Source organism: Cronobacter turicensis (assembly GCF_041222865.1).
Lineage (GTDB): Bacteria > Pseudomonadota > Gammaproteobacteria > Enterobacterales > Enterobacteriaceae > Cronobacter > Cronobacter turicensis.
The window spans coordinates 2,692,430-2,715,440 of the sequence record NZ_CP165997.1 but is presented as its reverse complement, the minus strand read 5'-3'; the positions used below and the strand labels follow the sequence as shown (position 1 = coordinate 2,715,440).

The following is a 23,011-nucleotide window of genomic DNA, read 5'->3' as shown; positions in this document are numbered from 1 at the left end:
TTATGTCGTTAATCAGTATGCATGGCGCCTGGCTCTCTTTCAGCGATGCGCCGCTGCTCGATAATGCCGAACTGCATATCGAAGAAAATGAGCGTGTCTGCCTGGTGGGGCGCAACGGGGCCGGTAAGTCGACCCTGATGAAAATCCTCAACCATGAGTTGCCGCTGGATGATGGCCGCCTGATCTATGAACAGGATCTGGTCGTTGCGCGTTTGCAACAGGATCCGCCGCGTAACGTTGCGGGCACCGTTTATGATTTCGTCGCGGAAGGCGTGGCGGAGCAGGCCGAATACCTGAAGCGTTATCACCAGATTTCGCATCTGGTCATGAGCGATCCAAGCGATAAAAACCTGTCAGAGCTTGCAAAAGTGCAGGAGATGCTGGAGCACCACGATTTGTGGCAGCTTGAAAACCGCATTACCGAAGTCCTCGCGCAGCTGGAGCTGGATGCCGATACGCCGCTGGCGTCGCTCTCCGGCGGCTGGCTGCGTAAAGCGGCGCTGGGCCGGGCGCTGGTCAGCGCGCCGCGTGTGCTGCTGCTCGACGAGCCGACTAACCATCTGGACATCGAGACTATCGACTGGCTGGAGAACTTCCTGAAATCGTTCTCCGGCAGCATCGTGTTTATTTCGCATGACCGTTCATTTATCCGCAACATGGCGACGCGCATCGTCGATCTCGACCGCGGCAAACTGGTTTCTTATCCGGGCGACTACGATAAGTATCTGGTGGCGAAGGAAGAAGCGCTGCGCGTCGAAGATCTGCAAAACGCGGAGTTCGACCGCAAGCTGGCGCAGGAAGAAGTGTGGATCCGCCAGGGCATCAAAGCGCGTCGTACCCGTAACGAGGGCCGCGTGCGTGCGCTGAAGGCGATGCGTCGCGAACGCGGCGAGCGCCGTGAAGTGATGGGCAGCGCGAAGATGCAGGTGGAAGAGGCGACCCGCTCCGGCAAAATCGTCTTTGAGATGGAGAACGTCAACTACCGTGTCGGCGAGAAAGTGCTCGTGAGCGATTTCTCCGCCCAGGTGCAGCGCGGCGATAAAATCGCGCTGGTGGGGCCGAACGGCTGTGGTAAAACTACGCTGCTCAAACTGATGCTAGGCCAGCTTAAGGCCGACAGCGGCCGGGTGCATTGCGGCACCAAGCTGGAAGTCGCGTACTTCGATCAGCACCGCGCTGAGCTGGATCCGGAACGGACGGTGATGGACAACCTCGCCGAAGGCAAACAGGAAGTGATGGTGAACGGCAAGCCGCGCCACGTGCTTGGTTATCTGCAGGACTTCCTGTTCCATCCGAAGCGCGCCATGACGCCGGTGCGTGCGCTCTCCGGCGGTGAACGTAACCGCCTGCTGCTGGCGCGTCTGTTCCTCAAGCCAAGCAACCTGCTGATCCTCGATGAACCGACCAACGACCTCGACGTGGAAACGCTGGAGCTGCTGGAAGAGCTTATCGACAGCTATCAGGGCACCGTACTGCTGGTGAGCCATGACCGTCAGTTTGTGGACAACACCGTGACCGAATGCTGGATTTTCGAAGGCGAAGGTCGCATCGGTCAGTATGTGGGCGGCTATCACGACGCCCGTGGTCAGCAGGCCTCATCGCGCACGATGCAGCAGTCGACAGCGAAAAAAGCGGAGCCCGCTGCGGAGTCGAAGGCAGAAACTGTTAAACGAGGCAGCAACAAACTAAGCTATAACTTGCAGCGCGAACTGGAACAGCTGCCCGCCCGTCTGGAGACGCTGGAGGCAGAGCTTGAGGCGCTGCAGGCGAAAGTCAGCGATGCGGCGTTCTTTAACCAGCCTCATGATGTTACGCAGGATGTGCTGGCGCAGCTGAGCGCCGCCGAAGCCGCGCTGGAAGAAGCGTTCGAGCGCTGGGAATATCTTGAATCACTTAAAAACAGCTGATTATTCAGGAACCCGCATGCGTGAACGTCATCATGCGGGCGAGCATATGCTCTGCCCGCAATGCGATCTTCTGGTAAAGCTCCCGGCGCTGGCGCCGGGGCAAAAGGCGCATTGCCCCCGCTGCGACACGACGCTGGTCGTCGAGTGGGCCGCGCCGCGCCAGCGCCCAACGGCGTATGCGCTGGCGGCGCTGTTCATGCTGTTGCTCTCTAACCTTTTTCCCTTCGTCAATATGGAAGCGGCGGGCGTCAGCAGCGAAGTGACGCTGCTGGAAATCCCTCGCGTCCTGTTTAATGAAGACTATGCGAGCCTTGGCTCGCTTTTCATGCTGTTTGTCCAGCTCGTGCCCGCGTTCTGTCTGGTCACGATCCTTTTGCTGGTCAACCGCGTCACGCTGCCGCCGCGGCTTAAAATCGCCATGGCCCGCGTGCTGTTTCAGCTACGCAGCTGGGGCATGGCTGAAATCTTCCTCGCGGGCGTGCTGGTGAGCTTTGTGAAGCTGATTGCCTATGGCGATATCGGCATTGGCAGCAGCTTTATCCCCTGGTGTTTGTTCTGCATATTACAGCTGCGCGCTTTCCAGTGCGTGGATCGCCGCTGGCTCTGGGATGACATCGCGCCGATGCCGCCGGTGGCTCAGCCGCTAAAAGTGGGCGTCGCCGGTATCCGTCAGGGACTGCGGGCCTGTCCGTGTTGCACCGCCATCCTTCCCGGCGAAGAGGGCCGCTGCCCGCGCTGCCATACCCACGCCCATGTACGCCGTAAACACAGCCTGCAGTGGACCGTCTCGCTGCTCATCTGCTCCATCATGCTTTATCTGCCCGCGAATCTGCTGCCCATCATGATTACCGATCTGCTGGGCGACAGAATGCCTTCCACCATTATCGCGGGCGTGATCCTCATCTGGAATGAAGGCTCTTACCCGGTAGCGCTGGTGATTTTCATCGCCAGTATTATGGTGCCGACGCTTAAGATGATCGCCCTCGGCTGGCTGTGCCTTGACGCCAAAGGTTATGGGCGTCAGGAGCGCGAGCGAATGCATCTGATGTATGAAGTGGTGGAGTTCGTCGGCCGCTGGTCGATGATCGACGTCTTTGTGATTGCCGTGCTCTCCGCGCTGGTGCGCATGGGCGCGCTGATGAATATTTACCCGGCCTGGGGAGCAGTTATGTTTGCGATGGTGGTGATTATCACCATGTTCGCCGCCATGACCTTCGACCCGCGTCTCTCCTGGGACCGTGTGCCTGATTCAAGTTATGAGGAGTTACCCGAACATGGAAAATAATCGCGGGGAAGCGAAGATTAAGAAGGTGAAAAACTGGTCGCCGGTCTGGATCTTCCCAATAATTACCGCGCTTATCGGCGCCTGGATCCTGTTTTATCACTACAGCCATCAGGGGCCGGTGGTGACGCTGATGACCACCAACGCAGAAGGCATCGAAGGCGGGAAAACCACCATCAAGAGCCGCAGCGTGGATGTCGGCGTGGTGGAAAGCGCCGTACTGACCGACGATTTACATCACGTCGAAATCAAAGCGCGTATGAACCCTGGCATGGAAAAACTCCTGTACGGCGATACTGCCTTCTGGGTGGTCAAGCCGCAGATCGGTCGTGAAGGCGTTACCGGGCTGAACACGCTTTTGTCCGGCGCCTACATTGAACTTCAGCCGGGCTCGAAAGGCAGCGCGCCGGAGTCCTACAAACTGCTGGATGCCCCGCCGCTGGCGCCGCCGGATGCTAAAGGCATTCGGGTTATCCTCGACAGCAGCAAAGCCGGACAACTTAATCCGGGCGATCCGGTGCTGTTTCGCGGCTATCGCGTCGGCTCGGTAGAAACCAGCACGTTCGACCCGCAAAAACGCTCCATCAGTTATCAGCTCTTTATCAATGCGCCGAACGACCGTCTGGTGACCAGCAACGTGCGTTTCTGGAAGGACAGCGGGATCGCGGTCGATCTCAGTTCTTCCGGTATGCGCGTGGAGATGGGCTCGCTCAGCACGTTGTTTAGCGGCGGCGTCAGCTTTGACGTGCCGGATGGCTGGGAACTCGGGCAGCCGGTGGCCGAGAAAACCGCCTTTACGCTCTATGACGACCAGCGCAGCATTCAGGAATCGCTCTATACCGAACATATCGATTATCTGATGTTCTTTAAAGACACCATTCGCGGCCTGCAGCCCGGCGCGCCAGTGGAATTCCGCGGCATTCGTCTCGGGACTGTCGCGCAGGTGCCGTTCTTTGTGCCTGGCCTGCATCAGGCGGTGACGACCGATTACCGTATTCCGGTACTGGTACGCATCGAGCCGGAACGGCTGGCGAATCAGATTGGCGAAGACCCGAATATCGCCAGCCATATGCACGATCTGCTGAAGAAAGGTCTTCGCGCGACGCTCAAAACCGGCAATCTGGTGACCGGGCAACTTTTTGTCGACCTGGATTTCTACCCGAAAGCGCCGCCGGTGACTGAGATGGCGAAATTCAATGGCTACCCGGTGATCCCGACGGTAAGTAGCGGACTGGCGCAGATCCAGCAGCGTCTGATGGATACGCTGGATAAGATTAACAATCTGCCGCTCAACCCGATGATTGAACAGGCCACAAATACGCTCTCGGAAAGCCAGCGCACCATGCGCCGTTTGCAGACGACGCTCGATAACCTGAACCAACTGACGTCGAGCCAGTCGGCGCAGGATTTGCCAGCGGACATGCAGAAAACGCTGCGCGAGCTTAATCGCAGCATGCAGGGCTTCCAGCCGGGCTCTGCCGCTTATAACAAAATGGTGGCGGATATGCAGCGTCTGGATCAGGTGTTGCGTGAGCTTCAGCCAGTACTGCGTACGCTTAATGAGAAGAGCAACGCGCTGGTATTCGAATCGAAAGAGAAAAAGGACCCGCAGCCGAAGAGGGCGAAAGAATGAAAAAATGGCTCCCGCTTGTCGCCGTTGCGCTACTGAGCGCCTGTAGCAGCACAGAGGAAACCACCTGGTATCAGCTCCCGGCGTCTACCGCGCCGGTGGCGCACAGTGCCTCGATGAACAGCCAGCACCTGCTGTGGGTGGAACAGGTATCGGTGCCCGATTATCTGGCAGGTAACGGCGTGGTCTATCAGACCACCGATGTACAGTATGTGATTGCCAGTCAGAACTTGTGGGCGAGCCCGCTGGATCAGCAACTGCGCAATACGCTGGTGACCAACCTGAGCGCCACGCTGCCGGGCTGGGTGGTTTCCGCTCAGCCGCTGGGGGCGGAGCAGGATACGCTGAACGTCAACGTGACCGGCTTTCATGGCCGTTATGACGGACGGGTGATCGTGAGCGGGGAATGGTTGCTGAAGCATAAGGGGCAGCTCATTAAGCGGCCTTTCTATACCGAGCTTAAGCAGCAAGAGGATGGTTATGACGCGATGGTGAAAACCCTCGCACAAGCCTGGCAGCAGCAGGCGAAAACTATTGCCGATGAGGTCGCGCGTCAGCCATAAAAAATTTGAATGATGTTAAAAGCCGTCGTCTTCTTCTTAAAGAGGGCGGCGGCTTTTTGTTTTATGCCAGTCAGATATGCTCATCGCGCCCTCATTTTTTGTATAAATGTTATCCAAAGTAGCTCACAAATATGACATTGGCGTGAATTTTGCGCATTGACGTTCCCGGACTTTGAAGGTATTCGTAAAGGGTGATTGCGCAAAATGTAATCACTGTTTTCTTTTCCACCAGACCTGAAATGAGGGAAACGAGGCATGAAGAGACAAAAAAGAGATCGCCTGGAACGGGCACATCATCGTGGTTATCAGGCCGGTATCACCGGACGCTCCAAAGAAATGTGTCCTTACCAGACCCTGAATCAGAGGTCTTATTGGCTGGGAGGCTGGCGAGAAGCCATGGAGGACAGGGCTCAGATTGCGTGAGCTTGTCTCTTTAAAAAGAAACCTCCGCACTGCGGAGGTTTCGCCTTTCTGAGGAGCCGTGAGAGGCTATCAGAATGCAGAAGTGTCCTGGAACAGGCCCACTTTCAGGTCAGTCGCGGTGTAAATCTGCTTGCCGTCCACCAGCACTTCGCCATCGGCAATGCCCATTACCAGACGACGGTTTACGATGCGTTTGAAGTGGATACGGTAGGTCACTTTTTTCGCTGTCGGCAGTATCTGGCCGGTAAATTTCACTTCGCCCACGCCCAGCGCACGGCCTTTACCTTCGCCGCCCAGCCAGCCTAAATAGAAGCCGACCAGCTGCCACATGGCATCGAGACCGAGGCAGCCCGGCATCACCGGATCGCCGATAAAATGGCAGCCAAAGAACCACATATCAGGATTGATATCCAGTTCCGCTTCCACGTAACCCTTATCAAAGTTACCGCCGGCTTCGGTCATTTTCACCACGCGGTCCATCATCAACATGTTGGGTGCCGGCAGTTGCGGGCCGTTCGCGCCGAACAGTTCGCCGCGCCCGGAGGCAAGAAGGTCTTCTTTCGTATAGGATTCGCGTTTGTCTACCATGTTCTCAGTATGCCTTATTTTAGTGAAGCCCGCAGGTTAGCTAACACGTGTACGCTGAACAAGTCCGATCAGTTGTGGTTAAACCAGTTCATCCAGCGTAACGGCCACGGACGCTGGCGGATATCCTGCTGCGTCGCCTGAGCGATTCGCTCGCCGATAACCCCAAGCAGCGTCGTCTGGCCTTCGCCATCCCACGGGAGAGTGGTTAATAAGGGTAGCGCATCTGTGACATCATCAATGGCCCAGATGGAAAATTGCCCTTCATCTACTGCGTCCAGAATCGCCTGACATAACGATAAATGACGCACGTTGGCAGAAGGAATAATCACGCCCTGTTTGCCTGTTAAACCGCGGGCCTGACAGACGGTAAAGAATCCTTCGATTTTCTCATTAAGTCCGCCGACCGGCTGCGCGCGGCCAAACTGATCCACCGAGCCGGTAATGGCAATCTGCTGGTTAAGCGGCGCATTGGCCAGCGCGCTGATAAGCGCGCACAGCTCTGCCATCGACGCGCTGTCGCCGTCCACTTCGCTGTAGGACTGCTCGAACGTCAGTGAGGCGGAGAAGGGCATCTGCTGCTCCAGATCCAGCTCCGCCATCAGAAAGGCCTGCATGATCATCATGCCCTTGGCGTGAATATTCCCGCCAAGTTCCGCTTTGCGCTCGATATCGGTAAATTCGCCATCGCCGATATGCACTACGCAACTGATACGCGACGGCTCGCCGAACGCGCGCGGATGCCCCGGAAATTCAACCACCGAGAGTGCGTTAATCTGACCGATGCGTTCGCCTTCGGTTTCGACCAGCAGTTGTCCAAGCAGAATTTCATCCTGCATACGCTCTGCAAGATATCCCTCACGCCAGGCGCGGCGCGCCAGCATGTCGGAAAATTGCGCCGCGCTGAACGTCGCCTCGTCGCAGAAGGCGGCGACTTCCGTTAACTGACGCGCCATCCAGAGCGGATCGATAGGCAGCGTTTCCTGGTCGCCGGTGTAGCGCACGGCTTCGCGGATGAGCAGCGGCCAGGCGTCGCTTGCCGGCGCGGGCAACTGCTGCTCCGCTGCCTGCGCGCAGACCCAGTTACACCAGAGCGCGATATCTTCTTCGTCACTGATTTGCAGATCGTCTTCATATTCGCTGTAGATGGCCTGCTGCGCGAGAACGGGCTCCATCTCCTGGAAATCCGCCAGCGATTCGCGATCGCCTACCAGCACGACGCGAAGATTAAGAGGCAGGGGAGGGACAGACACCGGCAGCGGGCGCGTCTCGTCGGGCGCAACCCAGTCGAAGCGTTTAGTGATGACCATCTGCTTCAGGCGCAGCCACAGAAGCGGTTGCAGCAGCAGCGTTTTCAACGACACGACCAGAATGCCGCCGTTCGCTTTATGCACGAGACCGGGCTCAAGTGAAATCTGGCCAGCAAACTGTCTGACGCAACCGAACAGCTCGCCGGCTTCAGCCCAGGTGGCGACAACCACGTCGCGAAGCACTGCGAAATCACCCGGCGTTCCCGTGGGCGGCGTCAGGGTGATATTTTGGTTTTCAATAAGATAGTGACCGCCGACCAGCTCTGGCTGGGGCGGCAGCAGCGCTTTCGCGGTGCTGGCGATAAGCTCCAGCAAAGGCTTTTCTTCGTCAGCCTTTACCAGCATGAAATCATTTAAAGGACGCGGCGCGCACAGCTGGCTCAGTCCGTCGTGAAGGCGAGGCTGAAGCGCCTCAAAATCAAGCGCGGCCGCAAAACCGGCATCCATTTCAACGAACCGGGACTGGAAGGTCTCCGTATCGGGTACAAGCGCTTGTGATGTAAGTCTGTTAATGGTCAATGTCGAGGTTTTTTAGTCAGATGTAAAAGGCGAGATTATAGCGTAATGGGCGGGGCAACACACCGGAAATGCCAATATTGCCCTGCAGAATCTCCCCATGCGTCACAGACGATTATTTCCCCTCAGCGAAACGAAAAAAAACTGTTATCCTGAAATGAGTTACACGGTCATCCTGAGATCGCAATGAAATACCAACAACTCGAAAACCTCGAAAGCGGCTGGAAGTGGAAATATCTGGTGAAGAAGCATCGTGAAGGCGAGCTGATTACCCGTTATGTCGAAGCCAGCGCGGCGAAAGAGGCGGTGGATCTCTTGCTGGGTATGGAAAACGAACCGGTAAGAGTGCTGGGCTGGATTGAGCAGCATATGAACCCGGCGCTGCAAAACCGCCTGAAGCAGACGATTCGCGCCCGTCGTAAGCGGCATTTTAATGCTGAGCATCAGCATACCCGTAAAAAGTCCATCGACCTGGAGTTTATTGTCTGGCAGCGGCTCGCGGGCCTCGCGCAGCGTCGCGGCGTCACGCTTTCAGAAACGATTGTTCAGCTGATAGAAGACGCCGAGCGCAAAGAGAAATATGAAAACCACATGTCGACGTTGAAGCAGGATTTACAGGCACTGCTGGGGAAGAAAGAGTAACCCGGGCGGAAGGTTTGAAAGGTGTAATGCAGTTATTCGTTTTGCTGCTCGTTGTGAATGCTCTGCTGGCTGAACCGCACGGTCAGGCCAAAGGTAACAAAGATTGCACGCGCTTCTTATTAAACCCATCGCTGCCATAACGCTTCCAGAAAACAAAAAACCCCGCCGTGGCGGGGTTTTTCTTAACGTTTAACTTAAGCCTGCGGCTGAGTTACAACGTCTTTAACGCCTTTAACTTCGATCTCTACGCGACGATCCGGACCCAGGCACTCGATCAGAGCTGCACGAGGTTTCACGTTGTCACAGGTGTTGCCAGTGACCGGATTGGATTCGCCCATACCACGTGCGGAGATCTTGTTGGACGGGATGCCTTTGGAGATCAGGTAGTCAACAACAGACTGAGCACGTTTCTCGGACAGACCCTGGTTGTAAGAGTCAGAACCGATACGGTCGGTGAAGCCCAGAACCACGACGGAACCGTCTTTCGGATCCAGGTTGCTCAGCTGAGAGTACATCTGATCCAGCGCCTGCTGACCTTCCGGTTTCAGGGTCGCTTTGTTGAAGTTGAACAGAACGTCAGACTTCAGAGTGAAGTGCTTGGTCTGTACTTCCGGAGCCGGAGCCGGAGCCGGAGCTACAACCGGAGCTGCATCTTCCTGCTGACCGAAACGGTAGGAAACACCTACGCTCAGCATGCCGTTGTCCGGACGAGCGCCAACAGTCTGCGCGTCACCGATGTTGTTAACCCACTGGTATTCCAGACGGGTAGCGATGTCGCGGGTCATTGCCCACTCAACGCCGCCAGCGAATACCGGAGAAACGCCAGTGTCGTGGTCGTCGCCGCCGATGTTAGAAGAGGAGTCAGCACGCCATACCATGCCGCCCAGACGGGTGTAAACGTCCAGATCGTCGGTTACCGGGTAACCCAGTTTAGCGGTCAGCTGTACGCCCTGTGCTTTGAAAGCGCCGTTTACAGTGTCGCCTTTATACGGCATGCGGCCGAGCCAGTCGTAGCCCATTTCGAAACCAACGTACGGGTTAACCTGGTAACCACCGAACGCGCCTGCGCCCAGCTGGCTTTCGTGAGTCGGACCGTCGTTAGGGATAAAGCCGGTATCATGGAACTGGGACCAACCCAGTTTGCCACCTGCATACCAGGTGTTATCTTTCGGTGCGGCCTGCGCTACGGTAGCGAAGCCAGCCAGTGCCACTGCAATCGCGATAGCTGTCTTTTTCATTTTTTGCGCCTCGTTATCATCCAAAAAGGCCATGCGCTTTTCCTGAGGAAAAGTTCACGGTTAAATCCTTCACCGGGGTATAGCTCAATGGTTACTCTACCGATATTGTCGGTTTATTGATGAGCACCCTGGCGAGGTAAAGTCTACAACGTAGTTGAAAACTTACAAGTGTGAAGTCCGTCAGGCATATGAAAAAAAACAACTTGCGAAAGCAAAATTTAACATTTTTGCGTCAATTTTAAACACTCGTAAAGTGCAGAACCGGACATTAGCGCCCGTCTGGCCGTTCATTCGCCTCTATCGCTTCTGCTAAAGAGACACGCACAAATTTTTGCCAGGATTTATCCTAAAAAGGATTAATGCACCATTCTTGAGTGAATTCTTAAGCCAGAACGTGGTCGGTCACCGGGAAGCGAGGGCTGAACGGGGCGCATTAAGAAACCCATCGCGTTGCCTTTCTCCGCCGCTTCCGTCAGACGACGATGCTCATCGTCCGTTAAATCATCATGCAGCCAGGCGATCACCACGCTGTAGTTACCGGTCTCCAGCGCACGGATCATGGAATCCAGCGTCACCTGCGGGTTCATTTGACTGACCTGCATCACTTTCGTCAGTGGCAGGCCCGCGGATTCGACCCACTCGCGGCTCAGACGCTGTTGCGGGGTAAGCCACAGCTGCCAGCGGGACTGCAATCCGAGCTGCTGCAGGAGCGGCAGCAACACCATTTGCGTCATCCTCGGCTGGTCTTCGTTGTACATCACTTCACTGATCAGGCCTCTTGTTTCAGCCTGAGCCAAAGCATCAGCCGTTTCTTTTGCCAGACGACGTGAGCCATGCGCGCGATTTTGATGAGAAAAGTACATAAAGGTCCAGCCTCGCTAGTTACTGTATGCATATACAGTAATGCTGGCGCGACCAAAGATCAATCGAAATTTCGGAAAGCATCTCGCAAATTTCGCATCTCGATCGGCGGAAAACGAAATTCGGATTGCTCATGGGGCGCAACTTTCATATGTTCCTGTTAAGGGAAAAGCTAATGGAATTTTTTATCCGTTACTTGTTGATATAAAAGGAATAATCATGGATAAATCCTCGTCTGACACTCTTGTTCGGGTGCAGAATACTCTTTCATCTTTGGGAAATGTCACCCATCGTTCACTGTTTGGCGGCTACAGCCTCGCCATTAATGACGCCGTGTTCGCTATGCTCGTCGAAGGGCGGTTTTACCTGCGCGCCAGCAACCAGAGTCGCGACTATCAGCTCGCCCATAACCCGCCGATGCTGGTCTGTACCCGGCGCGGGCGTCACATCAGCCTCAATTATTATCTGGTGGATGAAGCGTTATGGAATTCGCCGCCCTTGCTGCGTGAACACGCCCGAACGGCGCTGGCCTGCGCGCAGGCGGAGAAAACCGAGCGCGCCCGCGAGCGGCGGGTTAAAGATATGCCCAATCTTAATGTTCAGCTTGAGGTGTCGTTGTGGGAAGCCGGGATCCGCGATGTGGAGACGCTCTGCGCATACGGTGCGAAAGAGTGCTGGCTGAAGCTGCGAAAAGCACGGAAAAACCTCAGCCTGCAAGTGCTCTATGCGCTACAGGGCGCCATTATCGGCACCCATGAAGCGGCATTACCCGTACACATCCGCGAAGAGCTGCTGGAGTGGTTTATGCAGCTCTCTGTACAGAATCACTCCTGAGCGAGCTGACGCTGGAGACGGCTGATTTCCGGTAAAAGGGAAATCAACAGACCGATTTGCTGAAGCACCAGCGGCTCTTTGCTCTCCTGGCGCGGCTCAATCTGTTCGATGCGCTGCGCCAGCTCCGTCAATGATTTCTCCACGCGCGCTTCATCTGCGGGCTGATGATGCAGCGCGTCGTCGACATAACAGACGGCGTCGTCGAGCAGAGAAAGGATCTCCTGACGCGTCAGTTTTTCACGGTGCGCGCCAAGCGCCGAAATATAGCTGGTCAGCGTATGGTTCAGGCACAGAAACCGGAAGGCGATATCGCGCATCTGCGCGCTCACCCGCGGCTCGCTGGACATATTGGATACCACTGACGCCAGCTCCGCATCGCTGTTATGCGCATCGCGACGGGCGATACGATACGCCAGACGGTTATCGCGGCCCTGGTGATACTGCTCAAGGATCGCATCGAGATAACGGCAGTTGGCGTTCAGCGCGCGCTCCAGCACCACGGGCAACCGGCGGAACTGCCAGTCAGGCCAGATAAAGCTCACCGCGCACCAGGCGATAGCGCAGCCGATTATCGTATCCACCACGCGCGGCAGCGCCACCTCGAACCCTTCGCCCAGCAGGTTAAAGCACAGCAATACCAGCAGCGTGATAAACAGCGTGGCGTGCGCATATTGCACGGTCCGGAAGACAAAGAAGAGCACGCCGGTGATAACGATCAGCACCAGTTGCCCCTCAAGCGAAGGCACGAAGTAGAGCACCGGAATACCGACCGCGACGCCCGCCAGCGTGCCGATAATGCGCAGCGTCAGACGATGGCGCGTGGCGTTATAGTTCGGCTGGCACACAAACAGGCTGGTCAGCAATATCCAGTAGCCGTGATTCATCCCGGTGAACTGGATAAAGGCGTAGCCTACGCACAGCACCACGGACATGCGCACTGCATGGCGAAAGAGCGCGGACTGCGGCGTCAGGTTGCGGGTCAGGCGAAACCAGACATCGCTGAAGCCGTTCAGACCGTCATCCGACAGGCTGTGTTCGCTCTCGCTGGCGACGGGCTGCGTAAACGGCTGTTCTGATTCAATGGTGGCGAGCTGGGCGTCGATCGCTTTCAGGTTTGCGACCAGAAAGCGCACAGCTTTGATTTCCGATGCAGAACCGCCCGCCGCAGCGGTGCGATCGAGCGCCGCGTCGAGATGCGTAAAAGCGCGCTCGAAACGCGGATCGTGCTGGTAGGGCGCACGCAGCAGGACAGAGCGCGCCAGTTGCTGACACGCCTGCGATTGCATCGAAAGCAGCCGCTGGAAGCGAAACATCACGTCACTGTAGCGGAAGGTATCGCGCAGCGTCTGGTACTGGATATGGGACGAGCTGGCGCGTTCGTGAATATCCTGCGCGACGAAATAATAGTGCAGGGTACGCCGCGTGCTGCGCTGACCGCGATCCCCGCGCAGACGGGTCAGCAATGAAGCTTTGGTCTGATTCAGCGTCGCGACCAGTTGGCTGTTCGCCATCGCCAGCTCCATCATCGGCACCTGGCTTTCATCTTCAATATCCGGGTCGAAAAAGCGTGATTTGATTTCCAGATAATGCGCCAGCTGTTCATAGCAGCGGGCGAGGTTTTCCTGGAGCGGGCGCACAGGAAAGAGCAGATGGCCCGTAAGCGTCAGAAGGTTGTACCAGACTGCGCCTGCGAGCAGCAGTAGCGGTTGCTGATACCAGTGCTCATACAATGAAACCCCGAGCATGGTGTAAATCGCGATCAGCAGCGCGCCGAAGGCGATCGTGGCGTAGCGCTGGCCGAGACCGCCCAGCAAAATAAAACCGATGGTCGAGACCGTCAGCCCGATAGCAAACAGCCATGGCCACGGAAAGAGGAGCTCCACCGAGGCGGAGGCGATAAAAAAGCTGACCAGCGTTATGAGCAGATTGCGCAGGCGGCCCGTCAGGCGGTCGTCGAGATCGGTGAGCGCCGCAGCCACAACGCCAAGCGTCAGCGGGATAGTCAGCTTCGCCTCGCCAAGCCACCAGGGCAGCGCCGCCGTCCCGCATAGCGCGATAAAAATGCGCACGTTGGTCAGCCACGCGCTGTTCCAGGCGTGGCGGTGAAGCAAAGGGTTGAGCATCATGAGCGCATCCGGAATTACTGGAAACGGCGGCGCGCGTTAGCTTCGCGGGCGGCCCTGGCCGTTTCGACGGAGACAACGCGACGGCCCACCGGCCACAGCGCAATCGCGGCGATTTTAAAATTCGCGATGCCGACCGGAATGCCGATAATGGTCAGACACTGCGCAATACCTGCGGCGATGTGCAGCAGGCACAGCCACCAGCCGAAAAACACCAGCCAGAAAATATTCAGCAGCGTGCCGCCCGTGTTCAGCAGCGCGTTTTTCCCTGCCGGATCGAGCTCGTCGACATGCACCGCTTCATTACCGTACGGCAGCAGCGAAAGCTTTGTGATTTCCCAGCAGGAGCGTGTCAGCGGCAGCGTCACCACCAGAAGGATGCTAATAAGCGTCGCCACAAGCCAGGAGAACGTCGTGGCGAAGCCGCCCAGAACGAAATTCAGAATATTTAAAACAGTACGCATAAAACCTCAAAAGCATCGGCAAAGCGCCGGAATGATAACCACAACAATTGTAACGCGTTTTGGGTCTGGAGCGTGATATCGCAGGCGGGTAAACTTAGCGCCATAACACCATTTACTGGCAGCCTCATGGAACTGAAAGCAACCTCTCTGGGTAAACGTCTGGCGCAGCACCCCTATGATCGTGCGGAAATCCTCACCGCCGGGGTGAAAGTCTCCGGCGATAAGCATGAATATCTGATCCCGTTTAATCAGCTGCTGGGCATCGAATGTCGCCGTGGGCTGGTCTGGGGGGAGCTGGAATTTACGCTCCCGGATAACAAAGTGGTGCGCCTGCACGGCACCGAGTGGGCTGAAACCCAGCGCTTTTATCACCATCTGACGACCCTCTGGCAGGCGTGGAGCCTGGAGATGAGCGAGGTGGCGGCAGGCGTGCTTAACGCCTGGCAGGAGAAGCTCCGCAGTAGCGAATCCCAGGAGAAATGGCTTAAGCGTGACGAGAGCGAGGCGCTGTGTCACGCGTTGCGCCGGGCGTTGCAGGCGCTGCCGGTGCCGACATCGCGCCTTGAGGCGTTCGATAACTGCCGCGACGCCTGGCGTGAATGTCAGGCCTGGCTTGCCGACAGCGAGGCGAAGCGTCTGGTGCATAATCAGGCCTTTACCGACGCTATGCTGACGCGCTACGCCGATTTCTTCTCGCATATTGAAAGCTCGCCGCTCAATCCCTCGCAGGCGCGGGCGGTCGTCAACGGCGAACACTCGCTGCTGGTGCTCGCGGGCGCGGGGAGCGGCAAAACCTCGGTGCTGGTGGCGCGCGCAGGCTGGCTTATCGAGCGCGGCGAGGCGACGGCGGAGCAGATCCTGCTGCTGGCCTTCGGGCGTCAGGCCGCCAGAGAGATGGAAGAACGTCTGCTGAAGCGGCTGCATACGGACGCCATTACCGCGCGTACGTTTCATGCGCTGGCGTTGCAGATTATCGGCCAGGGCGGGCGGAAAACGCCGCGCGTCAGCGATCTGGAAAACGATACGACGGCGCGCCATGAACTTTTACTGAACGCCTGGCGGGAACAGTGCCGCGAGAAAAAAGCGCAGGCGAAGGGGTGGCGTCAGTGGCTTAACGACGAGCTGGAATGGGACGTCGATGATGGTGATTTCTGGGAAGACGAGGCGCTGGGCAAACGGCTGGCGAGCCGACTCGATCGCTGGCTTGGGCTAATGCGTATGCATGGCGGCTCGCAGGCCGAGATGATAGCTGCCGCGCCCGAAGAGGTGCGCGAGCTGTTCCAGAAACGCGTTAAGCTGATGGCGCCGCTGCTGAAAGCCTGGAAAGCCGCGCTGAAAGCCGAAGAGGCGGTCGATTTCTCCGGGCTTATCCATCAGGCCATCAATGTGCTGGAAAAAGGCCGGTTCGTCAGCCCGTGGAAGCATATTCTGGTAGACGAATTCCAGGATATCTCACCGCAGCGTGCGGCTCTGCTGGCGGCGCTGCGTCGTCAGAACTCCGCCACCAGCCTGTTTGCGGTGGGCGACGACTGGCAGGCTATCTACCGCTTTAGCGGCGCGCAGCTTTCACTGACGACGGCGTTTGAGGCGCATTTTGGCGAGGGCGATCAATGCGCGCTGGATACCACCTACCGCTTTAACGGGCGTATCGGCGATATCGCGAATCGCTTTATCCAGCAAAACCCGCACCAGCGTGAAAAACCGCTTAACAGCCTGCGCGCGGGCGACAACAAAGCCGTGACGCTGCTCGCGCAGGAACACCTGGAGGCGCTGCTCGACAAAATGAGCGGCTACGTGCGCCCTGACGAGCGCATCCTGGTGCTGGCGCGTTACCATCATCTGCGCCCGGCGGCGCTGGAGATGGCCGCGACGCGCTGGCCGAAACTGCAACTGGAGTTTATGACGATCCACGCCAGCAAAGGGCAGCAGGCGGATTATGTGATTATTCTTGGGCTCAACGAGGGTCGGGAAGGGTTTCCGGCCCCGGCGCGGGAATCCATCATGGAACAGGCGTTGCTGCCGCAGCCGGAGGATTTCCCGGATGCCGAAGAGCGTCGCCTGCTCTATGTGGCGCTGACCCGCGCGCGGCACCGCGTCTGGCTGCTGTATGACAAAGCGGCGCCGTCGGCGTTTGTCGAGGCGCTGACGCGTCTCGGCGTGCCGACGGCCCGTAAGCCCTGATTTATTTCAGGCGATCGGCGAGATAGCGCGGGTAGTCGGGGATTAACACATCCAGCGTGTCGCTAAACGTCGGCGACTGGATAATAAAATCCGCGGTCGAGAGGTTGGTCGCCACCGGGATATTCCAGACGGTGGCAAGACGCAGCAGCGCTTTGACGTCGGGATCGTGCGGCACGGCGTTCAGCGGATCCCAGAAGAAAATCAGCACGTCGATTTTGCCTTCGGCGATCATCGCGCCCACCTGCTGATCGCCGCCCATCGGGCCGCTCAACATAGCGTTGACCTCAAGGCCCGTCGCGCGCTGTACCAGGTTGCCGGTAGTGCCGGTCGCATACAGCGTATGGTTCGCCAGCAGCGCTTTATGGCGCTCTACCCATTTCATCAGCATCGATTTGCAGTGGTCATGCGCCACGAGGGCGATTTTCTTTTGGGCTGGTAGAGTTCGGGTTGTCAGTTCCATATCATTTTCCGGATTAAATAACTGCCTACAGATTACTGGAAGTGATGGCGGCTGCAAGCGAAGCCGGTCAAAACTGCGTGCTCGCATTGCACAACTGCGCAGGCGGGCTTCGCATGGTGCGCCCGACGCCTTTGGCATACACTTGAAGGACTGAGTTAACGGGGAGGTAAAATGAAAGAATCTGATATCGCAGAGATTTTACAGAGCACCAAAACCATCGCGCTGGTGGGCGCGAGCGACAAACCAGACCGCCCGAGCTATCGCGTGATGGCGTATCTGCTGGATAAAGGCTACCACGTGATCCCCGTCTCGCCGAAAGTGGCGGGCAAAACGCTGCTCGGCCAGCAGGGATACGCCACGCTTGCCGACGTACCGGAAAAAGTCGATATGGTGGATGTATTCCGCAACTCTGAAGCCGCGTGGGGTGTTGCGCAGGAAGCGATTGCCATCGGCGCGAAAACGCTCTGGATGCAGCTTGGCGTCATCAACGAAGAAGCTGCCGTACTGGCGCGCGATGCGGGGCTGAAAGTTGTCATGGACCGTTGCCCGGCGATAGAAATTCCGCGCCTCGGTCTTTTTCAGTAATAAAAAACCCGGCGTTGCCGGGTTTTTTTAGTTGCGCAGACGGGGTGCCTGGAGCTGCTGGCGAATGGATCGCGCCAGTTCATCCATAGAGGGTTGCTCCGGATGTTCCTCCTGCCTTTCGCCGCTCAGCTGGACTTCTGCAAGGTAGGTGTGCACGGGCTGGCCGTCGTCGTCTTCCATCACGACGTGATACCACGGCGCGGCGCGCAGCTCGGCGTTAACCGCCATTTCATCGACTTCAGGTTCTTCAAGCGAGTATTCAGGGTCGATATCCACCACAACCCCTAAATACCCTAAAAGAGAATGACGAACCTGCTGGCCGATACCGAATTTGCTGGCAATCATTGTCACCTCCGGGGAAACATTCATACCCTGTATATAAGGGCGGAGTATTCCTTTTCAAGTTACATGACGCGACAGGCAAACCCTTTCAGATAAAGACCTTCCGGGTAGCTCGCGATCACCGGGTGATCGGCGGCCTGACGGAACTGCTCTATAAATTGTACATCACGACCCGCATCTGTTGCGGCGTCGGCGACAATTTTCTGGAATAAATCGGTGGTCATCAGCCCCGAGCAGGAAAACGTCAGCAAAATGCCGCCTGGGTTAAGCAGCTGGATCGCCAGCATATTGATATCTTTATAGCCGCGGCACGCGCCATGAAGCTGGCTCTTGTTCTCCACGAATTTCGGCGGGTCCATCACGATGACGTCAAACGTCTCGCCCTGGTCGCGGTATTTGCGCAGCAGCTTAAAGACATCGTCGCGCACAAACTCCGCTTTGCTTAAATCCAGCTGGTTAAGTTCGACGTTTTGCTTCGCGACATCGAGCGCATCCTGCGAGGTATCGACGCTGATGACCTGGCGGCAGCCGCCCATCAGCGCAGAAACGGCAAAACCGCCGGTGTAGGAGAAGCAGTTCAGCACGCGTTTGTCTTCCACGTAACGGCGGGTGGCGAAACGGCTGTCGCGCTGATCGAGGTAATAACCGGTTTTATGGCCGCCTTTAATATCTACCAGCAGCTTCATGCCGTGCTCTTCAATCGCCAGCAGATCCGGCGGCAGTTCGCCGCTAACCGGGCCCTGCGCGAGTTCCATGCCTTCTTTCTTACGCACCGCGACGTCGGAGCGGTCATAGATAGAGCACTCCGGATAGCGCGCCTGCAATGCCGACACCAGCGCCGGGCGCTGATATTCCGCGCCCGCCGAGAGCAGTTGCAGCACCAGGAAGTTGCCGAAGCGGTCAATCGTCACGCCCGGCAGGCCGTCGGATTCTCCGGCGATAAGACGGTAGCTGTCGAGCCCGTCTTTTTTCGCCAACCAGTCGCGCCACTGCTGCGCCTGGGTCAGGCGGCGAGTGAAAAAGGCGATATCGATGGTTTCATTCGGATCGAATGTCCAGACGCGCGCGCGGATCTGCGAGGCGGGGGAGAGGGCGGCGCGTGCTAACCATTTTCCCTGATGGTCGACGATGTCGATGGTTTCACCCGGCGCGGCTTTACCTTCCATGCGCGCGACGGCGCCGGAAAAGACCCAGGGATGGCGGCGCAGGAGAGATTTCTCGCGCCCTTTGGCTAACACTAAACGTACGCTCATAATTTGCTATTCTGTGAATCAAAGAAAATGGGCGCCATTCTCCCGACTTCAGCCGGGAAATGCAACGCTACCGCAAAGGAGAACAGCTATGGCTCAACAATGCACGATGGCCTGGGTACACGGCCGGGTACAGGGCGTCGGGTTTCGCTACACCACGCAGCATGAAGCAACGCGGCTGGGGCTGACCGGCTATGCGCGTAATCTGGACGACGGCAGCGTGGAGGTGCTGGCCTGCGGCGAGCCTGAACAGGTCGAGAAACTTATCGCCTGGCTGAAAGCGGGCGGGCCGCGCAGCGCCCATGTGGAAAAGGTGCTGACGGAGCCGCATTCGCCCGCTGAAGATCACCGGGAGTTCCGCATCCGCTATTAAATGCACTTCACCGGTTTCGGCAAACCGGCGATTTTGGTGGCCTGTTTCGCCGGGCCTTTCGGGAAGAGGCGATAGAGATAACGGCTGTTGCCTTTCTCTTCGCCAAATTTCGTCGCCATGGCTTTGACCAGCATGCGGATCGCCGGCGAGGTATTAAATTCGATGTAAAACTCGCGCACGAAGCGCACCACTTCCCAGTGCTCCGGCGTCAGCGCAATGCCTTCTTTTTCGGCGATGGCTTCCGCCAGGCCTTCGCTCCAGGCGTCGAAGACTTTCAGATAGCCTTCGGCGTCGGTTTCAAACTCTTTACCTTCAAACGTTAACATACGCAGTCTTGCCCTGATTAAAACAGCGCGCAGTGTAGCAAATTCCGGCCGCCAGAAAAAACAAAGCCCCGCACGGGGCGGGGCTTAAAGGCAGTTTCGGCTAACCGTTAGTCGCGGCTCGCAAAGCCCAGAATGCTCAACAGGCTCACGAAGATGTTGTAGAGCGACACATACAGGCTGACGGTGGCGCGAATGTAGTTGGTTTCGCCGCCGTGGATGATATTGCTGGTTTCAAACAGGATGGCGCCTGAAGACAGCAGAATAAACACGGCGCTAATCGCCAGGTGCAGCGCAGGGAGCTGCAGGAAGATGTTCGCCACCATGCCGATCAGCACGACCACCACGCCCGCCATCAGCATACCGCCCAGGAAGGACATATCCTTGCGGGTGGTCAGCACGTAGGCGGAGCAGCAGAAGAACACCAGCGCGGTGCCGCCAAGCGCCAGCGCGATGACATCGCCCATACCGGCGGAGAGATACGCATTCAGCATCGGCCCCAGGATATAGCCCAGGAAACCGGTAAAGGCGAACGCCGCCAGGATGCCGCTCGGCTTATCCGCCAGACGGTAGGTCAGGAACATCAGGCCGTACATGCCGACCAGCGTCAGAATCAAACCTGGCGATGGCAGCGCGAGTACGGTGCTGGCGGTCGCGGTGATCGCGGAAAACGCCAGCGTCAGGCTCAGCATAAAATAGGTATTACGCAGAACCTTATGGGTGCTAAGCAGCGACTGTCTGTCGCGCGCAGAGGTAATTAAGCGATCCATGAGTAGTCTCTCATTACAGGTGTTTAGTTTCCGAGCATAGAAGGTTGCACGCAACGGGAAAAGGGCTTTTACCCATCTTTACGCTGCTTTATTTCTCTAAAAACAAGGACTCAGAAAAGGCGTTTATATCATAAAAAGCGGGTTACGCTGGCGTGCTTTCAGATCCCCCTCTTATATATGACGTAAAACCGTTGCGTGAAACCCGTCGCGCGTCTATCTGTGTTAACGACTATCACAACAACACACAAGGCGTGGACAATGAAAGTGAATCATAAGGCTCTGGCTTTTTCTCTTCTCGCTGCCGTCATTTCCGGCGCATGCGCGACGGCGTATGCGGCGCAAGTGCCGGCAGGCGTTGAGCTGGCGGCAAAACAGGAACTGGTGCGCAACAACGGCAGCGAGCCTGCCTCGCTCGACCCGCATAAAGTGGAGAGCGACGTCGAATTCAACATCATCAGCGACGTTTTTGAAGGGCTGGTGGCGGTGCGTAAAGATGGCACTATCGAGCCGCGTCTCGCCGAAAGCTGGGAGAACAAAGACAACACCGTCTGGACGTTTCATCTGCGCAAGGGCGTAACCTGGTCTGACGGCGAGCCAATCACGGCGGAAGATGTGGTCTGGAGCTGGCGACGCCTGGTCGATCCGAAAACCGTCTCTCCGTACGCCACTTTTCCGGGCAACATGAACATTGAAAACGCCGCCGACATCGCTAACGGCAAAAAGCCGACGGACACCCTGGGCGTGAAAGCGCTGGATGACAACACTATTCAAGTGACGCTGACGCAGCCCACCGCAGCGTTCCTGTCGATGCTGGCGCACCCGTCGCTGGTGCCTGTCGATAAAACCGCGGTCGAGCGTTTCGGCGATAAATGGGCGCGTCCGGAGCATTTCGTGTGCAGCGGCGCGTATAAAGTCACCGACTGGGTGGTGAATGAAAAGATCGTGGCCGAGCGTAATCAACGCTACTGGAACGATAAAGAGACGGTCATTAATAAGGTCACTTACCTGCCGATCGCTGCCGAAACGGCGGATCTGAATCGCTATAAAGCGGGCGAAATCGACATCACCAGCACCGTGCCGCTCAACCAGTTCACCCAGCTGAAAAAAACGGTGCCCGACCAGGTTGACGTCTCGCCGCTGCTTTCCACCTATTACTATGAATTTAATACCAGCAAACCGCCGTTTAACGATCCGCGCGTGCGCCGCGCGCTCAACATGGCGCTCGATAAAGACATCATCGCGCAAAAAGTGCTGGCGCAAGGGCAGCGTCCGGCGTGGGTGGACAGCCAGCCGGAAATCGGCGGCGTGAAAATCGCGCCGCCGGATTATGCGAGCTGGCCGCTGGAAAAACGCGTCGGCGAGGCGAAAAAACTGCTGGAGGCGGCAGGTTTCAACGCTCAGCATCCGCTCACGTTTAATCTGCTCTATAACACGATGGAATCGCACCAGCGTATCGCTATCGCGGCAAGCTCCATGTGGCAGAAAAATCTCGGCGTAGTGGTAAAACTCCAGAACCAGGAGTGGAAAACCATGCTGGATAACAAACACACCGGCAATTTCGACGTGGTGCGCTACGCGTGGAACGCCGATTACGACGACGCCTCGACCTTCCTGAACAACTACCGCACGGGCGACAGCCAGAACACCTCGCGCTATACCAATAAAGCGTACGACGAGACCCTGGCGAACGCGTCGAAAGCCGCCAATGTCACCGAGCGCGGGAAGTATTACCAGCAGGCGGAGATTATCCTGGCGGAAGACGTGCCTGCCATTCCGGTCTATCACTACGTGCGTACCCACATGGTGAAACCCTGGATTGGCGGTTTTTACTCCAATAACCTGGGCTTTTACTACACCAAAGACATGTACATCAAAAAGCATTAACCGAAACGCGCTGCCGTTATCGCCTGTAAAACTGCTGTATTTGTGATCGTTGTGCCGGTATTTCAGTCAATTAGCGCGCTTTTGGCTGTTTTTAAGGCAATCGAACACATTCGGGCTTTACACGGCGCAGGGGGATGTTTATAGTTCGCGTCATTGCGGAAGTGTGGCCGAGCGGTTGAAGGCACCGGTCTTGAAAACCGGCGACCCGAAAGGGTTCCAGAGTTCGAATCTCTGCGCTTCCGCCAACCAATTTAAGGGGATGCCGAAAGGCGTCCCCTTTTTCATTTGAACGTTTTGTCTTTCACGCGCCATCAGGGTTTCCTTAACGATTTTCGGTAAACTTGTTACTGAAGACAACGTGCCCGCCGCTTGCAGCGCCGTAAAACCGCATTACTCCTCTCCTTATCCGTCAAGTCTGCTTACATCTGCCCGTTACCCGGTGCTTGTGTCTGTCTCTTCCGTGCG

At 57.0% G+C, this 23,011-nt stretch carries 22 protein-coding genes and 1 tRNA gene; 12 read left to right on the top strand and 11 right to left on the bottom strand.

Going from position 1 to position 23,011, the window contains the following annotated elements; translation table 11 throughout:
- The first annotated feature begins 2 nt into the window (after positions 1 to 2).
- From AB8W27_RS13025 to rmf, 5 genes are all read left to right on the top strand, one after another.
- Positions 3 to 1,907, top strand: coding sequence for an ABC transporter ATP-binding protein (locus AB8W27_RS13025; protein WP_007768892.1), 1,905 nt, complete (start codon positions 3 to 5; stop codon positions 1,905 to 1,907).
- Between the two features lie 16 nt (positions 1,908 to 1,923).
- Positions 1,924 to 3,192, top strand: a complete 1,269-nt coding sequence (pqiA, locus tag AB8W27_RS13020; RefSeq protein ID WP_015740752.1) for a membrane integrity-associated transporter subunit PqiA — start codon at positions 1,924 to 1,926, stop codon at positions 3,190 to 3,192.
- Positions 3,182 to 4,822 (top strand): intermembrane transport protein PqiB, encoded by a 1,641-nt coding sequence (pqiB, locus tag AB8W27_RS13015; protein ID WP_041923403.1) that lies wholly within the window; start codon positions 3,182 to 3,184, stop codon positions 4,820 to 4,822. Before pqiA ends, pqiB begins: the two co-directional genes overlap by 11 nt.
- Positions 4,819 to 5,382, top strand: coding sequence for a membrane integrity-associated transporter subunit PqiC (gene pqiC, locus AB8W27_RS13010; protein ID WP_015740754.1), 564 nt, complete (start codon positions 4,819 to 4,821; stop codon positions 5,380 to 5,382). Before pqiB ends, pqiC begins: the two co-directional genes overlap by 4 nt.
- A gap of 255 nt (positions 5,383 to 5,637) precedes the next feature.
- Positions 5,638 to 5,805, top strand: a complete 168-nt coding sequence (gene rmf / locus AB8W27_RS13005) for a ribosome modulation factor (protein ID WP_004385424.1) — start codon at positions 5,638 to 5,640, stop codon at positions 5,803 to 5,805.
- Positions 5,806 to 5,874: 69 nt separating this feature from the next.
- Here the strand turns inward: rmf and fabA are convergent, their stop codons facing one another.
- Together fabA and AB8W27_RS12995 are read right to left on the bottom strand one after the other, a co-directional pair.
- Complete coding sequence (gene fabA, locus AB8W27_RS13000; RefSeq protein WP_007768901.1) at positions 5,875 to 6,393, bottom strand: bifunctional 3-hydroxydecanoyl-ACP dehydratase/trans-2-decenoyl-ACP isomerase; 519 nt, start codon at positions 6,391 to 6,393, stop codon at positions 5,875 to 5,877.
- A 68-nt stretch (positions 6,394 to 6,461) separates the two neighbouring features.
- Positions 6,462 to 8,219, bottom strand: a complete 1,758-nt coding sequence (locus tag AB8W27_RS12995) for a Lon protease family protein (protein ID WP_015740755.1) — start codon at positions 8,217 to 8,219, stop codon at positions 6,462 to 6,464.
- A 183-nt stretch (positions 8,220 to 8,402) separates the two neighbouring features.
- Between AB8W27_RS12995 and matP the strand changes: the two genes are divergently transcribed.
- Positions 8,403 to 8,858, top strand: a complete 456-nt coding sequence (matP, locus tag AB8W27_RS12990; protein WP_015740756.1) for a macrodomain Ter protein MatP — start codon at positions 8,403 to 8,405, stop codon at positions 8,856 to 8,858.
- A gap of 194 nt (positions 8,859 to 9,052) precedes the next feature.
- Here matP and ompA read toward each other — a convergent pair whose 3' ends face one another.
- Together ompA and sulA are read right to left on the bottom strand one after the other, a co-directional pair.
- On the bottom strand, positions 9,053 to 10,096 hold the full coding sequence (gene ompA, locus AB8W27_RS12985; RefSeq protein WP_105538005.1) for a porin OmpA: 1,044 nt from the start codon (positions 10,094 to 10,096) through the stop codon (positions 9,053 to 9,055).
- Positions 10,097 to 10,452: 356 nt separating this feature from the next.
- A complete protein-coding gene (gene sulA / locus AB8W27_RS12980) occupies positions 10,453 to 10,959 on the bottom strand; it encodes an SOS-induced cell division inhibitor SulA (RefSeq protein ID WP_041923404.1) in 507 nt (168 codons plus the stop codon).
- 217 nt (positions 10,960 to 11,176) lie between these two features.
- On the opposite strand from sulA, the gene AB8W27_RS12975 reads away from it, so the two are divergent.
- Entirely contained in the window at positions 11,177 to 11,791 is a 615-nt protein-coding gene (locus AB8W27_RS12975; RefSeq protein ID WP_041923405.1) for a TfoX/Sxy family DNA transformation protein, read from the top strand.
- On the opposite strand, the gene yccS is transcribed toward AB8W27_RS12975, so the two are convergent.
- Both yccS and AB8W27_RS12965 read right to left on the bottom strand, forming a co-directional pair.
- Positions 11,782 to 13,914 (bottom strand): YccS family putative transporter, encoded by a 2,133-nt coding sequence (gene yccS, locus AB8W27_RS12970; protein ID WP_161577236.1) that lies wholly within the window; start codon positions 13,912 to 13,914, stop codon positions 11,782 to 11,784. The two genes, AB8W27_RS12975 and yccS, sit on opposite strands and share 10 nt — an antisense overlap.
- Positions 13,915 to 13,931: 17 nt before the next feature.
- Positions 13,932 to 14,378 carry a YccF domain-containing protein gene (locus AB8W27_RS12965; RefSeq protein WP_015740763.1) on the bottom strand — a complete coding sequence of 149 codons (447 nt, stop codon included), beginning with the start codon at positions 14,376 to 14,378 and terminating at the stop codon, positions 13,932 to 13,934.
- A gap of 126 nt (positions 14,379 to 14,504) precedes the next feature.
- Between AB8W27_RS12965 and helD the strand changes: the two genes are divergently transcribed.
- A complete protein-coding gene (gene helD / locus AB8W27_RS12960) occupies positions 14,505 to 16,559 on the top strand; it encodes a DNA helicase IV (RefSeq protein WP_015740765.1) in 2,055 nt (684 codons plus the stop codon).
- 1 nt (position 16,560) lies between these two features.
- On the opposite strand, the gene mgsA is transcribed toward helD, so the two are convergent.
- Complete coding sequence (mgsA, locus tag AB8W27_RS12955; protein WP_015740766.1) at positions 16,561 to 17,019, bottom strand: methylglyoxal synthase; 459 nt, start codon at positions 17,017 to 17,019, stop codon at positions 16,561 to 16,563.
- Positions 17,020 to 17,190: 171 nt separating this feature from the next.
- On the opposite strand from mgsA, the gene AB8W27_RS12950 reads away from it, so the two are divergent.
- Positions 17,191 to 17,604, top strand: a complete 414-nt coding sequence (locus AB8W27_RS12950; protein WP_015740767.1) for a CoA-binding protein — start codon at positions 17,191 to 17,193, stop codon at positions 17,602 to 17,604.
- A gap of 27 nt (positions 17,605 to 17,631) precedes the next feature.
- Here the strand turns inward: AB8W27_RS12950 and hspQ are convergent, their stop codons facing one another.
- Positions 17,632 to 17,949 (bottom strand): heat shock protein HspQ, encoded by a 318-nt coding sequence (gene hspQ, locus AB8W27_RS12945; RefSeq protein ID WP_015740768.1) that lies wholly within the window; start codon positions 17,947 to 17,949, stop codon positions 17,632 to 17,634.
- A gap of 59 nt (positions 17,950 to 18,008) precedes the next feature.
- Positions 18,009 to 19,199, bottom strand: coding sequence for a 23S rRNA (cytosine(1962)-C(5))-methyltransferase RlmI (rlmI, locus tag AB8W27_RS12940; protein WP_015740769.1), 1,191 nt, complete (start codon positions 19,197 to 19,199; stop codon positions 18,009 to 18,011).
- An 88-nt stretch (positions 19,200 to 19,287) separates the two neighbouring features.
- On the opposite strand from rlmI, the gene yccX reads away from it, so the two are divergent.
- Positions 19,288 to 19,569, top strand: a complete 282-nt coding sequence (gene yccX / locus AB8W27_RS12935) for an acylphosphatase (protein WP_007768442.1) — start codon at positions 19,288 to 19,290, stop codon at positions 19,567 to 19,569.
- Here the strand turns inward: yccX and tusE are convergent.
- Together tusE and yccA are read right to left on the bottom strand one after the other, a co-directional pair.
- Positions 19,566 to 19,895: a sulfurtransferase TusE gene (gene tusE / locus AB8W27_RS12930; protein WP_041923406.1), complete on the bottom strand. Its 330-nt coding sequence runs from the start codon at positions 19,893 to 19,895 to the stop codon at positions 19,566 to 19,568. The two genes, yccX and tusE, sit on opposite strands and share 4 nt — an antisense overlap.
- Positions 19,896 to 20,002: 107 nt before the next feature.
- On the bottom strand, positions 20,003 to 20,662 hold the full coding sequence (yccA, locus tag AB8W27_RS12925) for an FtsH protease modulator YccA (RefSeq protein WP_007768438.1): 660 nt from the start codon (positions 20,660 to 20,662) through the stop codon (positions 20,003 to 20,005).
- Between the two features lie 258 nt (positions 20,663 to 20,920).
- Between yccA and AB8W27_RS12920 the strand changes: the two genes are divergently transcribed.
- Together AB8W27_RS12920 and AB8W27_RS12915 are read left to right on the top strand one after the other, a co-directional pair.
- Positions 20,921 to 22,546, top strand: coding sequence for an ABC transporter substrate-binding protein (locus tag AB8W27_RS12920; RefSeq protein WP_041923407.1), 1,626 nt, complete (start codon positions 20,921 to 20,923; stop codon positions 22,544 to 22,546).
- A 157-nt stretch (positions 22,547 to 22,703) separates the two neighbouring features.
- Positions 22,704 to 22,791, top strand: a tRNA-Ser gene (locus AB8W27_RS12915).
- Positions 22,792 to 23,011 lie beyond the last annotated feature (220 nt).

Coding starts and splice junctions, on each gene's coding strand:
- yccX (WP_007768442.1), top strand. CDS start 19,288: ATGGCTCAACAATGCACGATGGCCTGGGTACACGGCCGGGTACAGGGC.
- pqiC (WP_015740754.1), top strand. CDS start 4,819: ATGAAAAAATGGCTCCCGCTTGTCGCCGTTGCGCTACTGAGCGCCTGT.
- AB8W27_RS12975 (WP_041923405.1), top strand. CDS start 11,177: ATGGATAAATCCTCGTCTGACACTCTTGTTCGGGTGCAGAATACTCTT.
- mgsA (WP_015740766.1), bottom strand. CDS start 17,019: ATGGAACTGACAACCCGAACTCTACCAGCCCAAAAGAAAATCGCCCTC.
- rmf (WP_004385424.1), top strand. CDS start 5,638: ATGAAGAGACAAAAAAGAGATCGCCTGGAACGGGCACATCATCGTGGT.
- AB8W27_RS13025 (WP_007768892.1), top strand. CDS start 3: ATGTCGTTAATCAGTATGCATGGCGCCTGGCTCTCTTTCAGCGATGCG.
- hspQ (WP_015740768.1), bottom strand. CDS start 17,949: ATGATTGCCAGCAAATTCGGTATCGGCCAGCAGGTTCGTCATTCTCTT.
- AB8W27_RS12920 (WP_041923407.1), top strand. CDS start 20,921: ATGAAAGTGAATCATAAGGCTCTGGCTTTTTCTCTTCTCGCTGCCGTC.
- helD (WP_015740765.1), top strand. CDS start 14,505: ATGGAACTGAAAGCAACCTCTCTGGGTAAACGTCTGGCGCAGCACCCC.
- pqiB (WP_041923403.1), top strand. CDS start 3,182: ATGGAAAATAATCGCGGGGAAGCGAAGATTAAGAAGGTGAAAAACTGG.
- ompA (WP_105538005.1), bottom strand. CDS start 10,096: ATGAAAAAGACAGCTATCGCGATTGCAGTGGCACTGGCTGGCTTCGCT.
- AB8W27_RS12950 (WP_015740767.1), top strand. CDS start 17,191: ATGAAAGAATCTGATATCGCAGAGATTTTACAGAGCACCAAAACCATC.
- fabA (WP_007768901.1), bottom strand. CDS start 6,393: ATGGTAGACAAACGCGAATCCTATACGAAAGAAGACCTTCTTGCCTCC.
- yccS (WP_161577236.1), bottom strand. CDS start 13,914: ATGCTCAACCCTTTGCTTCACCGCCACGCCTGGAACAGCGCGTGGCTG.
- AB8W27_RS12965 (WP_015740763.1), bottom strand. CDS start 14,378: ATGCGTACTGTTTTAAATATTCTGAATTTCGTTCTGGGCGGCTTCGCC.
- yccA (WP_007768438.1), bottom strand. CDS start 20,662: ATGGATCGCTTAATTACCTCTGCGCGCGACAGACAGTCGCTGCTTAGC.
- matP (WP_015740756.1), top strand. CDS start 8,403: ATGAAATACCAACAACTCGAAAACCTCGAAAGCGGCTGGAAGTGGAAA.
- pqiA (WP_015740752.1), top strand. CDS start 1,924: ATGCGTGAACGTCATCATGCGGGCGAGCATATGCTCTGCCCGCAATGC.
- tusE (WP_041923406.1), bottom strand. CDS start 19,895: ATGTTAACGTTTGAAGGTAAAGAGTTTGAAACCGACGCCGAAGGCTAT.
- rlmI (WP_015740769.1), bottom strand. CDS start 19,199: ATGAGCGTACGTTTAGTGTTAGCCAAAGGGCGCGAGAAATCTCTCCTG.
- sulA (WP_041923404.1), bottom strand. CDS start 10,959: ATGTACTTTTCTCATCAAAATCGCGCGCATGGCTCACGTCGTCTGGCA.